Source organism: Streptomyces sp. NPDC029466, assembly GCF_055574515.1.
The window spans coordinates 46370-61903 of record NZ_JBVHZH010000008.1 but is presented as its reverse complement, the minus strand read 5'-3'; the positions used below and the strand labels follow the sequence as shown (position 1 = coordinate 61903).

Annotated in this window: 12 protein-coding genes; 9 read left to right on the top strand and 3 right to left on the bottom strand. The window is 71.0% G+C overall.

From position 1 onward, the window contains the following. Window positions 1-14: 14 nt before the first annotated feature. The 4 genes from ACZ4XD_RS09420 to ACZ4XD_RS09405 all read left to right on the top strand — a co-directional run bounded on the left by ACZ4XD_RS09420 (window position 15) and on the right by ACZ4XD_RS09405 (window position 3082). Window positions 15-461 (top strand): hypothetical protein, encoded by a 447-nt coding sequence (locus ACZ4XD_RS09420; protein ID WP_468039853.1) that lies wholly within the window; start codon window positions 15-17, stop codon window positions 459-461. 9 nt (window positions 462-470) lie between these two features. After that, window positions 471-1148: a two-component system response regulator CseB gene (cseB, locus tag ACZ4XD_RS09415; protein ID WP_468039851.1), complete on the top strand. Its 678-nt coding sequence runs from the start codon at window positions 471-473 to the stop codon at window positions 1146-1148. A gap of 5 nt (window positions 1149-1153) precedes the next feature. Further along, window positions 1154-2356 carry an ATP-binding protein gene (locus ACZ4XD_RS09410; protein WP_468039849.1) on the top strand — a complete coding sequence of 401 codons (1203 nt, stop codon included), beginning with the start codon at window positions 1154-1156 and terminating at the stop codon, window positions 2354-2356. Between the two features lie 150 nt (window positions 2357-2506). Then, the gene (locus tag ACZ4XD_RS09405) at window positions 2507-3082 is read left to right on the top strand and encodes a hypothetical protein (RefSeq protein WP_468039846.1); all 576 of its coding nucleotides are present in this window, start codon (window positions 2507-2509) and stop codon (window positions 3080-3082) included. A gap of 78 nt (window positions 3083-3160) precedes the next feature. On the opposite strand, the gene ACZ4XD_RS09400 is transcribed toward ACZ4XD_RS09405, so the two are convergent. From ACZ4XD_RS09400 to ACZ4XD_RS09390, 3 genes are all read right to left on the bottom strand, one after another. Beyond that, window positions 3161-3865 carry a class I SAM-dependent methyltransferase gene (locus tag ACZ4XD_RS09400; RefSeq protein WP_468039844.1) on the bottom strand — a complete coding sequence of 235 codons (705 nt, stop codon included), beginning with the start codon at window positions 3863-3865 and terminating at the stop codon, window positions 3161-3163. A gap of 104 nt (window positions 3866-3969) precedes the next feature. After that, on the bottom strand, window positions 3970-5250 hold the full coding sequence (locus ACZ4XD_RS09395) for an acyltransferase family protein (RefSeq protein ID WP_468039842.1): 1281 nt from the start codon (window positions 5248-5250) through the stop codon (window positions 3970-3972). Then, a complete protein-coding gene (locus ACZ4XD_RS09390) occupies window positions 5243-6238 on the bottom strand; it encodes an alpha/beta hydrolase (protein WP_468039840.1) in 996 nt (331 codons plus the stop codon). Before ACZ4XD_RS09390 ends, ACZ4XD_RS09395 begins: the two co-directional genes overlap by 8 nt. Window positions 6239-7130: 892 nt before the next feature. Here ACZ4XD_RS09390 and ACZ4XD_RS09385 point away from each other — a divergent pair. From ACZ4XD_RS09385 to ACZ4XD_RS09365, 5 genes are all read left to right on the top strand, one after another. After that, on the top strand, window positions 7131-10100 hold the full coding sequence (locus ACZ4XD_RS09385; RefSeq protein ID WP_468039838.1) for an AfsR/SARP family transcriptional regulator: 2970 nt from the start codon (window positions 7131-7133) through the stop codon (window positions 10098-10100). A 101-nt stretch (window positions 10101-10201) separates the two neighbouring features. Beyond that, window positions 10202-11398 carry a cytochrome P450 gene (locus ACZ4XD_RS09380; protein ID WP_468039836.1) on the top strand — a complete coding sequence of 399 codons (1197 nt, stop codon included), beginning with the start codon at window positions 10202-10204 and terminating at the stop codon, window positions 11396-11398. 113 nt (window positions 11399-11511) lie between these two features. Further along, window positions 11512-13056 carry a tryptophan halogenase family protein gene (locus ACZ4XD_RS09375; RefSeq protein WP_468039834.1) on the top strand — a complete coding sequence of 515 codons (1545 nt, stop codon included), beginning with the start codon at window positions 11512-11514 and terminating at the stop codon, window positions 13054-13056. Between the two features lie 145 nt (window positions 13057-13201). Next, window positions 13202-13780, top strand: coding sequence for a flavin reductase family protein (locus tag ACZ4XD_RS09370; protein WP_468039832.1), 579 nt, complete (start codon window positions 13202-13204; stop codon window positions 13778-13780). Continuing rightward, window positions 13774-15177 carry a cation:proton antiporter gene (locus tag ACZ4XD_RS09365; protein WP_468039830.1) on the top strand — a complete coding sequence of 468 codons (1404 nt, stop codon included), beginning with the start codon at window positions 13774-13776 and terminating at the stop codon, window positions 15175-15177. The genes ACZ4XD_RS09370 and ACZ4XD_RS09365 overlap by 7 nt, the downstream gene beginning before the upstream one ends. Window positions 15178-15534 lie beyond the last annotated feature (357 nt).

The following is a 15534-nucleotide window of genomic DNA, read 5'->3' as shown; positions in this document are numbered from 1 at the left end:
GGAGAAGGCTTCCGATGAACAAGCCCACGGCTCTGGCCACCATGTGCGCACTGGTGCTGGCGGCCGTGGGCCTCTCGGCGTGCGGCGACCCCGAACAGCCGCAGGTCGAGGGCCCCGCCCCGAGCCCCACCCAGGCCCGGGGCCCGGTCTATGTCTCCGACACCATGGGCCACCCGCTGACCCGCCCCACGGGCTTCGGCCTCACCGAATTCTCCACGGTCTCCAAGCTGAGCTGGCGCTCCTGGGGAGCGCCGAAGGCCGTGGCCACCGGCAGGCTGGGCGGGATGTGGTGCCTTCCGCACTGCCCCCGCGACGGCTATCCGGCCACCATCGAACTCAGCCGCCTCCAGCGCCGTGAGAACGTCTCGTACTACACCTTCGCCACCGTGCGGTCCGCCCACCTCCCGCCTCGTGACACGGACGACCTCAGCGCGGTGCGGCTGCCCTTCCCCGAGCCCTAGGACGCCCCGATGACCGACGTGCTGCTCGTGGAGGACGACCCGCTGCTGCGGGAGGCCACCCAACTGTCCCTGGAGCGCTACGGATACGAGGTGCGGGCGGTCTCCGACGGGCAGGCCGGGCTGGCGGAGTTCCGTGAGCGGGTGCCCGATGTCGCGGTGCTGGACGTCATGCTGCCGCGCCTCGACGGGGTCTCCCTGGTGCGCCTCATCCGGGCGGAGAGCCGGCTGCCGGTGCTGATGGTGTCGGCGCGCACCGACCCGGTGGATGTCGTCGTCGGTCTGGAGGCGGGTGCCGACGACTACCTCACCAAGCCGTACGACATTCCGGTGCTGGTCGCCCGGATACGCTCGGCGCTGCGGCGCGCCACGGACACCGCCCGGAGCGCGCCGCCCGAGGACGACCCGGTGCTGCGGTTCGGTGACCTGAGTGTCGACACCGCCTCCATGGAGGTCCGGCGGGAGGGCCGGCTGATCGGCCTGACCCCCACCGAGCGCAGGCTGGTGCTGGAGTTCGCGGCCGAGCCGGGTGTCGTGCTGTCGCGGATGACGCTGCTGGAGCGGGTGTGGGACTACGCGTGCGGGGGTGACACCCGGGTCGTGGACGTCCATGTGAAGCGTCTCCGCGTCAAAATCGGCCACGAACGCATCGTGACCGTCCGCGGGTTCGGCTACAAGCTGGCGCCCTGACCGCCGTGGGACTCCGTACCAAGACCGCGCTGGTCATCGCCGGTACCGCCGCGCTCGTCGCCACGCTCATCGGGCTGCTGGTGCATCAGCTCACCGCCGAGGACCAGCGGAAGAACGCCGCCCATGCGCTGGACGCCCGGCTCGTCGAGGCGGTGAGCGCCTACGCCTCCGGAGTCGACAACGGTGCCCTGGTGAACCCGCGGGAGCTGCCCGCCACGCTCCGCCGGACCGTCACCGAGCGCCCCGTGCGGGCCACCTGCCTCCAGCACGCGGACGGCGCCGGGCCGGTTCTGTGGGCCGCCACCCGCAGTGGCCGTGACCTCATCGCCGTCCGGCGTTCCTACGCGCCCCAGGCCCGTGCCCTCGCCGAACTCGACCGGGTGCTGGTCGGCTCGGGTGCGGCCGTCACGGCGCTCGGCTGTGTGCTGGGCGTCGTCGCGGCGGCCGGCGCGGGGCGGCGGATCACCGCGTCGGCGCGCACCGCGCAGCGAATTGCGGACGGCGATCTGACCGACCGGGTGGAGCCCCGCGGCACGGACGAGATCGCCCGGCTCGGCGCCGCCGTCAACACCATGGCCGACGCGCTGAGCGCCCGTCTGGAGGCCGAGCGGCGGGTCACCGCCGATATCGCGCATGAGCTGCGCACCCCGGTGGCCGGTCTGGTGACCGCCGTCGGGCTGCTGCCGCCGGGCCGCCCGGCCGAGCTGGTCAGCGGCGGTGTGGACACCCTGCGCAGCGTGGTGGAGAACGTCCTGGAGGTGGCCCGGCTCGATGTGCCGGGCGTCGAGCAGGCGGAGTGCGAGGAGGTGCTGCCGAGCGCCCTGGCGCACCGGGCGGCCGCGCTGGCGGACGGGGAGGTCGAGGTGCTGGTGCGGGACGAGTCGACGGTGACCACCGACCACCGCCGGGTCGAACGGATCCTGGTCAACCTGATCGCCAACGCCCGGCTGCACGGCGCCCCGCCGGTGACCCTGGAGGTGGCGGGGTCGGCGGTGCGGGTACGCGACCACGGCCCCGGCTTCCCCGCCGAGCTGCTGAGCCACGGCCCCCAGCGCTTCCGCACCGGCGCCCGCGAGCGCGGTGCCGGGGTGGGGCTGGGCCTGACCATCGTCGACGGCCAGGCGCGGGTGCTGGGCGCCCGGGTGAGCTACCGGAACCCGCCGGACGGCGGCGCCCTGGCCACGCTGGACCTCGCACCCGACAGCTGACGGGCCGGGCCCCGCGTCCCCCGCGATGCGACTGCGGGGGTGCCCGCGGGTAGGCCAGGCGGCCGTACCCGATGCCCTACCGCGGTACGGGGGCGGGGACACCGCCGGGGAGTGACGCGGGTGGGCGCGGGGCGAACTTACTGTCCCGGCATGACGAACCGACCCCCTGCCGCCGTACGGCGTCCGGACGGCTCCGCGGGCCCGCCCCGGCTGGCCGCGGCGGCCCGGCACGCCGGTCTCGCGGTGACCCTGTTCCCCGCCGGTGCCCTGGCAGTCTGCTCCACCCTCACCGGACACCGGGAGGCCGCCCGGCAGCGGTGGCTGCGCGCCGGACCGCTGCCGCTCGGCGCCCCCGCACCGGGCGCCCTCCGGCTGGTGCTGTACGGCGCGCTGACCATACTTCTCGGCGTGCTCGCCCTGCTGCTGGCCGCCGCGCTCGCGCTGGCGATCGCCCGGGGGCTGCTGTACGGGTTCGTCGACCAGGCCCCGCACGACCACTCCTGGGGCGGCCCCTCACTGGCCGGCGCCTGGCTGGCGCACTTCGCCGTCTCGCTGCCCTGCGTCGCCCTCGCCCTGGTCATACTGACCGGCCTCACCCGGCTGAACCGCCATACGACGGCTCCGCTGCGCGGCGAGCGCCGTCCGGCCTGGGCGCTGCCCACCGCGGCCGTGTCCTGCGCGCTCGGCCTGCTCCTCGTCATCGCCTTCGTGCACCAGCTGCCGTAGCCCGGCGCGCCCCGCACACCACGAAGTCCCCCCTCCCGGCGCCGGGAGGGGGGACTTCGTCAGATGCGCTGAACGGGCTCAGCTCTGCGGGAGGTTGAAGTAGATCATCGGGTTGTGGCGGCTCTCGCGGACCGGCTCGCTGAGGTTCAGTTCCTTCTTCACCTCGGCCAGTCGCGCCGTCACCTCGGGGGCCTTCGCCACGGACGGGGTGAAGTACTCGACGTTCTGGGCGGCCAGCCACTTGATGACGACCGAGCCCTCGCTCATCGGCTTCGGGCGGCGGCCGTGGAAGACGTCGTGGACGCTGGTCGGGGTCCCGGGGCGGACCACCGGGAAGAGGTTGTCGATGTACCAGCGGGCGAAGCGGGCACCGTGGTCGGCGTCGATGAAGAGGTAGTCGGTCTCCGTCGGGACCTTGGCGATGTTGTCGCGCAGGTCGCCCTTGGTGAACGTCCAGCGGCCCTCGGAGAGTTCGGCCGGCACGTTCTTCACGACGTTGTCGACGATGTCGAAGGAGTACAGGTGGCCCGTGCCGTTGTCCCGCAGCGCGCTCAGGATCCAGGTGGTGGACCAGCCGCGGAAGGTGCCCACCTCCACGACGACCTCGGGCGCCAGGTCCCGCAGGAGCAGGTAGGTGATCTCCGCCTCGTAGTCGTCGAGCTGGGCCTTCACCGTCTCCTTGTTGTCCCGGAGGAACTTCCGCTGCTGGTCGCGCACCGCCCTCAAGTCGTCCGCGTACTTCACGTAAAGCGTGCTTATGGATTCGATCGTGGGGGTGGACATCAATCCTCCGGAGGGGAGACGAGTGCGGGTGGTGCTGACGTACGGACAGAAGGCTTGGACGGGCCGACGCGGTGGCGAACTACCTTCTCATATCTCGTTATTGTTCAGTTATTGATTCGGTGTGCGCGGGTGGCGTCCCGGTCGCGGAAGGCCGTGCCGAGCACGACGAGGACCACCACGAACACCGGAATCCATCCACACCGCGCCGCGAGCCAGCCCGCGGAATCCGGGCTGGTGTGCAGGCCGGGGAAGGTGTGCCCGAGGCCCAGCGGGATGACGGTGGTGGTGAGCATCGCGGTCTGGTGCCAGAGGAAGACGGTGATCGCCGAGAGGTTGAGCAGCGAGACCGCCGCCCAGAGGAACTGCGCCGGGGTCGCGCGGGTTCGGGGCGTCGCGGGGGCGGCCGGAGCGGTCACCGCGCTGCGCAGGGGGGCGCGCAGCAGCAGGGCCGCGCCCGTCTGTGCCAGGCCGAAGGCGACCGCGGCGACGGTGGGCGGGTTGAGGTTGGAGAGGGTGGCGCCCGGGACGCCGACCATGCTCGCGGGATAGCCGCCCCAGCAGATCAGCGCCGCCAGGGCAGCGCCCCCGCCGAGCAGCAGCGCCAGCGCGCTCCGGCGGCGGGTGAATCCGCCGGCCGCCCAGACCGCGCCGAGGCAGTACGGGACCAGCCAGCCCGCCGGGAGGTTCAGCAGGCGGAGGGCGTCGGCCCAGCCGCTGTCCGGGAACGCCAGGTGCGAGCCGTCCAGCGCGGCCACGACGAGGCAGGCCGCCACCGCGAGGCGGGCACCTGCCCGGTGCACCAGCGGAGTTGCCGCGATCAGCAGCGCGTAGACGCCGAGGAACCAGAGGGGGGAGTACGCCAGCCACATCAGCGTGTGGATCGTCTCGTGCGCGGTGCCGGCCAGCACCAGGCCCAGCCAGACCAGGCCCCAGGTGAGGGCGAACGCCGTCGCCGGGCGGAGCAGACTCCGCAGCCGCTGCCTCAGCCAGGTCCGGTAGCCGGTCCCGCGGGCCAGCGCCGCCTCGTAGCTACGGGCGCTGACCCGGCCGCCCACCAGGAAGAACACGGCCAGCGGCTGCAATAACCAGGTCACCGGGGCGAGTCCGGGCCGATCGCCCAGCGGGCTGCCCCCGACCAGGTGGCCGCCGGCCTGGAGGACGACACCGCTCACCAGCCAGTGGCCCAGGACCACCCCCGCGATCGCCAGTGCGCGCAGCACATCCGCCGCCCGGTCCCGTCCGGCCGGGGTCGCCGCGTCGATGCGCAGCACCGCCGCGTGCAGGGCCTGCCAGGGGGTGCGCCGCGGGGGAAGGGCGCGCAGCGGGCCGGTGGACCGTGGGGGCTCGGGGGCCGTTGCCGGCGGGCGCAGTTCCAGATCAGTCATCGGAGACCTCCGTGCCCCGGCCGAGCGCGATCAGGGATATGTTGCGCAGCGGGAGTCCCCCGGGGCGGAGATAGTCGCTGTGGCTGCCGGGGCCCGCGGGGAAGATCCGCGCTCCGAACGCGCCGGTGACCGGGTCGGTGCCGAACCCGACCTGTTCGCCCAGCAGATCGAGGCTGACGTGGGGCACGCCTTCGATCCAGTCGGTGGCTCCCCGGCCCGCCCACACCGGGACCCGGGTGCGCAGTTCGGCCCGGGAGCGCACGCCCGTTCCCGGGCTGCCGAAGAGCACCACGTCCGCGAGGGAGGACTCGGCCGGCGCGTCCATGCGGCGCAGGGCGGTCGCGCACACCACGGATCCGTAGGAGTGGCAGAGCAGGGTCACGGGGGCCGCGGCGTTCACCGTCCGCAGGTCCCCGACCAGTCCGGCCAGCCGGCGCCCGCCGTCCAGGGCGCGGTCGGTGGACACGATGTCGCGGCTCATGGTGCGGGGCGCCGGGTAGCCGTACCAGGCCACCACCGCGGTCTTCCGCCGCGGCTGGAGCCTGGTCATCTCGGCGTGCAGCGCGCGGGCGCCGCCGTTCAGCGAGGCGTAGACGGTGCCCAGGTGGTCGAAGGTGTCGACGGTGGTGTCCGAACCGGGCACCACGACCGCGATCCGGTCGGCGTGGGCGAGGTCGCCGAGCACCTCCACGACCTGACCGTCGCCCCGCGGGCTGAACGAGAGGAAGTGGCGGTCCTTCCGCGCAAGTTGGCCGAGTACTTTCGCCCGGCCGTCGTCGCCCATGTCGCGGGCCGCGCGTTGTGACGCGGCGATGAAGCGGTGGTTCGCCGCGTACCGGGCCGCCAGGTTGTCCGCCCGGACGGCGGGGAGTTCGGGCCGCACCGGCGTGCCCGGCACGGTGGACCGTGCCGCGGCGGCGACCGTCACCACGATGGAGCATGCGGTGAGGGCCATCGCCAGCCCACGCCTGAGACGTGCAGCGCGCATCGCCGGCCGTCCTTCCTGTCCGTTCGGGGAACTGGAAGAGGAGGTTAATGACATGACCGGCGAAAGGAATCACGCTGCGGAGCGCTCTTCGCGGTAGCTCTCAGGTAGGGGGTCGACTACCCGGTGCGGGCCGGGGACCGCACCGGCCCGGGGCGCGGGCGGGCCCGGTGAGCGACTCCCGGGCCCCCTGCCCTGCTGTCACACCCAGTCCTGGTTGGCCAGGGGTCGCGCGGATACGGCCTGGTGCGAGACGCGGACGGTATCGGGCAACTCTAAGGTGGCGCAGGCGATAAGGGCCGGTGCGAGCACGAGAATGGCACGCTGGGTAGTGGCGCCAAGTATCGCGGTCATGATTCCCCCTAGTGAATACGTGCACGAACGGTGGTCGACCGTCGATGCCATGAGGCATGAATTTATCCGGAGACGGCTTCACATCGTTATTGGCCGGCTTTTCCGGGTCGGCCGGGAGGAAGCCGTGGTCCTTCAGTCCGACAGTCCGGGGCTGCGTACGGGTGTCGGTACGGTGAACTCCGGTGCAACGAGGCCGGATTCGGGAATTGATTGACCCGATGCGCCTTTTGTCAATGGGTTTTGATTGGGCGTCAGGGCAACGGGGACGATCGGCCACCCTCCGGCCGGATCGGCCCGCCCGGCGCCCGCAGGACACCCTCCCCTCCTCGGGGGTGCTCCGCAACGGCGGTTCCCGGCCAGCACCCGGCCGCTGCGATGCCCCGTTCGGCAACAAAAATCACGGCGCGAAAGCCCGCAAAAGTGGTGGAGTAGACCTCTGGCCAGGGCTTCGGCAGGAGCCACGCTCAGTGATCGCGTTACGATCCCTATAGTGGCTGGATCACGGGCCTAGCGGTCGTGCTACACGGGGGGTAACACAGCCATGCCAGAAGACCGTTCCATACCTCGCGCCGTCAAATACTCCGTACTCCGACCGCTATTGGTCATCACCGACAGTGGCCGGATCGTAGGGGTCCACGGTCCCCGGCAGCGCACCATTCTCACCATGCTGATCCTCGCCTGGGGTCGCGTCGTATCGGTCGACAGCCTGGTCGACGCGGTATGGGGAGATGAGCCTCCGGCCACGGCCAGGACGCAGGTGGCCATTTGCATCGGGGCGCTGCGCAAGTCCTTCAAACAGGCGGGGGTCGACGGCGATGTCATTCTGACGACCCATCCCGGCTACCGGCTGGAGACCGCCGGGAGCGAACTCGACGCGCTCCAGTTCACCTCCCTCGTCGCCGAGGCCGCCGCGCAGGTCAAGCAGGGCCGCCACGAGCAGGGCCGGGCCCTGTACCGGCAGGCCCTCGACCTGTGGAAGGGGCCGGCGCTCGCGGGGGTGACGGGGCGGCCGGTCGAGGACGAGGCGACCCGGCTCGACGAGCGGCGCTACGCGGCCTACGAGGCCTGGTCCGAGGTCGAACTCGCGCTGGGCCACCACCAGGACATCATCTCCGAGCTGACCACCATCGCGAACAGTTCCCCGCTGCACGAACAGCTCCGGTACAACCTCATGCTCGCCCAGTACCGCGCCGGTCTCCGGGCCGAGGCGACCGAGGGTTTCCGGATGTGGCGGCGCAACTTCGTCGATGAACTGGGCCTCGAACCGAGCGTGGCAATAAAGGAATTGCACGCCTCCATTCTTCAGGACGACCCGGGACTGACACTTCCGGTGCAAGTCAAGCCCATGGTGGTGCCCGCGCAGCTGCCGCCGGACGTCGACCTTTTCCAGGGCCGGGCGGCGGAACTCGCGCGGCTCGACCGGCTGCTCGGGGAGAAATCCCCGCGTATCGGCCTGATCACCGGCGTGGCCGGAGTCGGCAAGACCGGCCTCATCGTGCACTGGGCCCATAAGGTCGCCGCGGAATTCCCGGACGGTCAGCTGTACGCCGATCTGGCGCAGTACGACGGCAAGGAGCCGGCCTTCGTCGCGGCCGCCCTCCAGGGGCGTTTCCTCCGGGCGCTCGGTGTGCCCGGGGACCAGATACCGTCCGATCCCGCCGAGCTCGCCTCGCTCTACCGCAGTGTGCTCGCCGACCGGAAATCGCTCATCGTGCTTGACAACGTTCGCGCGATGCACCAGATCACCCCGCTCCTTCCGGGCAGCGGCCGCAGCAGTGTCCTCGCGGCCAGCCGGGAACAGCTCGCGGCCGATTCCGGCACGGTCCGGGTCGATCTGGGGCTGATGACCTCCCATGAGTCCCAGACCCTGATCACCAAAATCGCCGGTGCGGACCGGGCCACCGCGGAGCGGGCCGCGGTCAACGAGCTCTGCCTGCTGTGCGACGGGCTTCCGCTCGCCCTGCGGATCGCCGCCGCCCGTCTGGTCGCCAAGCAGCACTGGTCCGTACAGCACCTGGTGGACCGGCTGCGCGACGAGCACCGCCGGCTCGATGAACTCAGCACCGGCGGCCTGGAGGTGCGCGCCAGCTTCGCCCTCAGCTACCGCGGCCTGACCGAGCAGACGGCGCGGATGTACCGCCTGCTCGGGCTGCTCGACGTACCGGACTTCCCGGCGTGGGTGGGCGGCGCGCTGCTCGATGTCTCGCCGGCCGACGCCGAGGACATGATCGAGCGGCTGGTGGACGCCCATCTGCTCACCCCGGTCGGCAGCGACGCCACCGGCACCATGCGCTACCGCTTCCACGATCTGCTGCGGCTGTACGCACGGGAGCGGGCCGAGTCCGACGAGTCCGAGGACAAGCGCCGCGCCGCGCTGCACCGGGTCTTCCGTACCTATCTCACGCTGGCGGAGCAGGGCCATATCCGGGAGTACGGCGGCGATTTCGCGATCATCCACGGGTCGACGCCGCGCCGGCACCTCGATGCCCCGCTCGTCGCCGGGCTCCTCAGGTCGCCGCTCGACTGGTTCGAGGCCGAGCGTCCGTCCCTGGTGGCCTCGATCCTGCAGTCCTGCACGCTCCGGATGGAGGAGCTCGCCTGGGACCTGGCGATGTCCAGCGTGGTGCTCTTCGAGACGCGCAACTACTACGACGACTGGCGGGCGGTCAGCGAGAAGGCGCTGGAGGCGAACCGGAACGCGGGCAACGTCCGCGGTGAGGCGGCGATGTGCTACGAACTCGCCTCCGTGGAGATGTTCCAGCAGCGCTTCGACGCCGCCATGCCGCTCTTCAACCGGGCCTTCCAGCTCTTCGACAGCGTGCGGGAGGTGCACGGGCGCGCGCTGACACTGCGGAACATGGCGATCACCGACCGGGTGCAGGGCGGTCTCCGGTCGGCCATGAGCCGGCTGGACGAGGCGCGCAACACCTTCCGGGTGGTGGGCGACGCGTCCGCCGAGGCACACACCCTCAACCAGATGTCGCAGATCGAACTGGAGTGGGGGAACCCGGACGCGGCGGTACGGCTCTCGCTGGAGGCCGTGCGGATCGCCACCGCGCTGGGCGAGACCCGCGGCGCCGCCCAGGCGCTCAACCGGCTGGCCGCCGCCTATGTGAAGCAGCGCCGTTTCGAGGCCGCCAAGCAGTCGTACGACGGGGTGCTGCGGATCGTGCGCAGCAAGGGCGACACCCGCGGTGAGGCGTATGCGCTGATGGGCCTCGGGGAGACCCTGGTGGCCTGGGGCCAGTATGTCGAGGCGGAGAGCATTCTGGCGGACGCCCTGGAGATCGCGGAGCGGGTCGACGACCTCTTCCTCCTCGCCAAGGTCCATCTGGCGCTCGGCGCGTGCAGCCAGCAGCTGAACCAGCTCACCCGGGCGAGCCAGCATCTGCTGATCGCGCGCAACACCTTCCACGAGATCGGTTCCGTGTGGGGGGAGTTGCAGGCGAGCGCGGACATCAGCCGGCTGTCGGCGGAGACCTGCGGGGGGCGGACGCTGCCGGGGCGGTGACCCGGGGGGCGGCGATGGGGGTGCCGGGCCGATAACGCGCGGAAAACGGTGCTGGGTAGCGTCCGCTGCCGTTCGAGCCGGCACCACCGATTGAGGTTCAGATGACTGTGCGCGAGGAGACCGGGCGCGACGAGATCGCCGTCCCGGATGCCGACGGCAGCAACGAGCTGTTCGACTGGCTCGGCAGGATGCGGTCCGAGCACCCCGTGTGGCAGGAGGGGGACGGGCCGTACCACGTCTTCCGCTACGAGGACGTGCAGCAGGTCATCTCCGACCCGAAGACGTTCTCCAACGACTCCAGCCGGGTCATGCCGCATCTGAAGCCGCTGACCGAGGGCAACATCAACTCGATGGACCCGCCGGACCACGGCAAGCTGCGCCGGCTGGTCAACCAGGCCTTCACCCCGAAGACGGTGGCCGGGCTCGAACCCCGCATCGCGGCGGTGACGAACGAACTGCTGGCCGCGGTCGACGCGGAGCGGTTCGACCTGGTGGACGTGCTGACGTATCCGCTGCCGGTGATCGTCATCAGTGAGCTGCTGGGGGTGCCCGCCTCGGACCGCGAGCTGTTCCGGGTGTGGGCGGACCGCTTCATCGCACTCGGCGACCAGCCGATCGCGCCGGAGGATTTCGTCGCCACGTTCCAGGCCGCGACCCGTGAGATGGACGAGTATCTGCTGGGCCATTGCCGACAGCGCCGGACGGACCCGAAGGACGACCTGATCAGCCGGCTGGCCACCGCCGAGATCGACGGGGAACGGCTCACCGACGACGAAGTCGTGAAATTCACCGGAATCCTCTTTCTGACCGGGCACCTCACGACGACACTGCTGATCGGCAATGCCATGCAGTGTCTCGACAGCCATCCGGACGCCTATGCGGAATTGCGCGCCGACCGCTCACTGATCCCCTCCGCGATGGAGGAAGTGCTGCGGTTCCGCTCGCCTTTCACCACGGTCAGCCGGGTCACCGTGTCCGACGTCGAGGTGGGCGGCCGGCTCATCCCGGCCGACCGGATGGTCACGCCGTGGGTGATTTCGGCGAATCATGACGAGGACCAGTTCCCGGACGCGCACCGCTTCGATATCCGGCGGACACCCAACCGGCATGTCGCCTTCGGGCGCGGCGGACACTTCTGCGTGGGGGCGCCGCTGGCCCGGCTGGAGGCGGAGGTGGCGCTGAATGCCCTGCTGGACACCTTCCGTGAACTGCGGGTCGACCACGGCCGCGACGTCGCCTATCACGCCCGTGGAATGTATGGCGCGAAGAATCTGCCGATGACGGCCCGGCGTGACTAATATAGATCGCCCGTTTCCCGATAACGAAGTAAAAATGCACCTGTCTAGCTTCTGTGCGTGAATCAGCCCACCCGCCCTTCTGAGGCCCGTTCACGAACAACAGGAGTCACAGCGTGATTAATTCAGTGGTCATTGTCGGCGGCGGCACTGCGGGATGGATGAGCGCCTCGTACCTCAAGGCGGCGTACGGTGACCGCATCAACGTCACTCTGGTGGAATCCGACCGCGTCCCGACCATCGGCGTCGGTGAAGCGACGTTCAGCACCGTCCGGCATTTCTTCGACTATCTCGGCCTGGACGAGCGCGAATGGATGCCGGAGTGCTCCGGTTCGTACAAGCTGGGCATCCGGTTCGAGAACTGGCGTCAGCCGGGGCACCACTTCTACCACCCCTTCGAGCGGCTGCGGACGTCCGACGGGTACACCCTGGCCGACTGGTGGCTTCAGGAGGGCGACCGCAGCGAGCCGTTCGACCGTTCCTGCTTCATCACGCCGGCGCTGTGCGAGGCCAAGCGCTCGCCGCGGCTGCTCGACGGTTCCCTGTTCGCGGGCGGTCTCGACGGCTCACTGGGCCGCTCGACGCTGGAGGAGCAGCGGGCCCAGTTCCCGTACGCGTACCACTTCGACGCGGCCCTGCTGGCGAAGTTCCTGACCAAGTACGGCACCGACCGCGGCGTCCGCCACGTCGTCGACGACGTGACCAACGTGGGCCGCGACGAGCGCGGCTGGATCAGCCATGTCGCCACCCGCGGGCACGGCGACCTCACCGGTGACCTGTTCATCGACTGCACCGGCTTCAAGGGCATGCTCATCAACGAGACCCTGGACGAGCCGTTCGAGTCCTTCCAGGACGTGCTGCCGAACAACCGCGCCGTCGCGCTGCGCGTCCCGCAGCCCGACCAGGCCACCACGGGGATGAACCCGTACACCACGGCGACCGCGATGGACGCCGGCTGGATCTGGAACATCCCGCTGTTCGGGCGGAACGGCAACGGCTATGTGTACTCCGACGAGTTCTGCACCCCGGAGGAGGCGGAGCGCACCCTGCGCAACCACGTCGCCCCCGGCCAGGACGACCTGGAGGCCAACCACATCCGGATGCGCATCGGGCGCAACCGCCGCTCGTGGGTCAACAACTGTGTGGCCATCGGCCTGTCCAGCGCCTTCGTGGAGCCGCTGGAGTCCACCGGCATCTTCTTCATCCAGCACGGCATCGAGCAGCTGGTGAAGAACTTCCCGGACGAGCGCTGGGACCCGGCGCTGGCCGACGACTACAACAACCGGGTCGCCGAGGTCCTGGACGGGGTCAAGGAGTTCCTGGTCCTGCACTACAAGGCGGCGCAGCGCGAGGACACTCCGTACTGGAAGGAGGCCAAGACCCGCGCCCTGCCCGACGGGCTCGCCGAGCGCCTCGCCATCGGCACCTCGCACCTGCTCGACGAGCGCACCATCTACCAGCCGTACCACGGCTTCGAGCAGTACTCCTGGATCACGATGATGCTGGGCCTCGGCCATGAGCCGGAGCGGCCGCGCCCCTCCCTCGCCCACATCGACCCGACGAACGCGCGCGCCGAGCTCGCGCGGCTCAAGGCGGACGCGGACGAGCTGGTCGCCGCCCTGCCCAGTTGCTACGAGTACATCGCCTCGCTCAACAGCTGAGCCACCGGGCTCACTTCCGCTGCCGACGCCCCTACCCCCATCCCCCCGGCGGGTAAGGGCGTCGGCGCTTCACCCGCCCGTGCGGCCGGGAGTCCGGGGCCGGTCCCGGGACGGCCCGGCGCCCCAACCGGAGGACGACCTCACCATGGCTAGCCTTCCCCCACCCTCGTCCGCACCGGACACGGCCTCCCGCCCGGTGCCGGCCGACGACTTCCGTTCGCTGATGGGCGCCTTTCCCACCGGCGTCGCGGTGATCACCACCTACGGGGCGGACGACCGGCCCCGTGGGCTGACGTGCAGTTCGCTGTCGAGCGTGACCACCGCGCCGCCGACCCTCTCGGTCTGGCTGACCACCCGGGGCGAGACCCTGGGGGCGCTGCGCGCCTACGGCGCCTTCGCGGTGAATCTGCTGCACGACCGCGGGGAGCGGGCCGGTGAGGTCTTCGCGCACCAGGTCGCGGACCGCTTCGCCCAGGTCGGCTGGCGGCGCTCGCCGGACGCCGGGCTGCCGTGGCTGGTCGACGACGCCTTCGCGGTCGCCGAGTGCCGGGTGACGAAGCTGGTCGAGGTGAGCGACCACACCTTGGTGGTGGGCGCGGTCACCGGGGTCACCCAGCAGCCCGGGACGCCGCTGCTGTATGGGGCGCGGCGCTTCGCGTCCTGGCCCGGCGGCGAGGTCCCCGCCGCGCCGCTCGCCGTCGGCACCCCGGTGACCTCGTGCTGAAGGTCGTCGCAGGCGTCGTCCTGCTGCTCGGTGCCGTGGGGCTGTGGTGGGGCCGGCTGGGCTCCGGCGGGTCGTCGACCGAGGTCGACACGACGGCCAGGTTCCTGCTCGCCGTCATGGTGATCATTCTGCTCAGCCATCTGCTGGGCGCGCTGCTGGGCCGGCTCGGCCAGCCCCTGGTGATCGGTGAGATCCTCGGCGGTCTGCTGCTCGGCCCCTCGCTGCTGGGCTGGGTGTGGCCGTCCGGGCAGTCCTGGCTGCTCTCCCCCGATGTCGTCTCCGCCCTCAACACGGTGGCGCAGCTCGGGCTGATCGTCTTCATGTTCCTGCTCGGCTGCGAGCTGCGCATGGAGAGCCCCAAGAAGGCCGTCGGGACGCTCGGGGTGAGCGTGCTCGGCGCGATGGGCCTGCCGTTCGTGGCCGGGCTCGGGCTCGCCGCGGCGGCCCCCGACATGCTGCAGGGCTCGTCCCCGCACACCGTCGGCTACCTCTGCTTCTTCGGGCTGGCCCTGTCGGTGACCGCCCTGCCGGTGCTCGCCAGGATCCTCACCGACCTGCGGCTGGACCGCACCCCCATCGGCCAGTTCGCGCTGGCCAGTGCGGCGGTGGGCGACGGGATCGCCTGGCTCGCGCTGACCGTGATCCTCGCGGCGACCGGGTCCGGTGCCTCCTCCGACATGGGCAGCACGATCGCGCTGGTGGTGGCCCTGGTGGTGTTCACCGCGCTCGTGGTGCGTCCGCTGCTGGCGACCGCGGTGCGCCGGGCGGAGGAGCGGCCCGGCAAGGGGACGCTGCTGCCGCTGCTGCTGGTCGGCGCCATCAGCTATGCCGTACTGACGCATCTGCTGGGGCTGCACGCGGTCATCGGGGCGTTCCTGTTCGGTACGGCGATCCCGCGGGACTCCAGGGTCACCGAGCGGATGAACCAGCAGCTCCAGGGCTTCACACTGACCGTGCTGCTGCCGCTGTTCTTCGCCGGTGTGGGGCTCAATGTGTCGGTCGGGGCCCTGGGACGGGACCCGTGGCACTGGCTGGTTCTCGCCGCCGTCATCGTCGTGGCGACCCTGACGAAGCTCGTCGGTGCGGGGGGCGCCGCCCGGATGATGGGCTACCGGCCGAAGGAAGCACTGCGCTTCGGCACGCTGATGAACTGCCGCGGCGTCACCGAGCTGGTGGTCGCCGGCATCGGCTGGCAGCGCCATCTGATCAGTACGTCGGGCCTGACGGTGCTGGTCCTCATGGCGATCGGCACCACCGCGATGACCGGCCCGCTGCTCAAGCTGCTGGGCACGGAACCGCCGGAGCCCCCACCCGGGGAGGGTGACGGCCCGTCCGCGGAATCCGACGGCCCGGCCGTCCCCGCCCTCCAGGGTGCTCCGCTCCGGGCGGACGCCTGAGGTGAGCGCCGCGCGGCCGGTCGCCCGCGTGGCCGGTCGCTCTCGCGGCCGGTCGCCCTTTCCGGCCGGTGCCCTTCGGAGTATCGCCCGTGGTCGGCGGCGCGATATCTCGCCAATAAGCCGCCGACCTAGCGTCTTGTTCGCTCATGGACAGTACCGAGCCATGACAACCGGCATGGCCACAAGGGAGGTTGCGGTGACGGCTGCGGACCGCGCATTCTGGCAAAGAGTTCTCGGCGGCGGATACACCCCGTTGCCCCGGTGGCCGGGGAATCCGGCGGATTCCGCTGCCGTATGCCGCACCGCTATACCCGCCGACACCGCGCAGGCGCTGCTTCTCCGGTCGGAAGGGCAAGG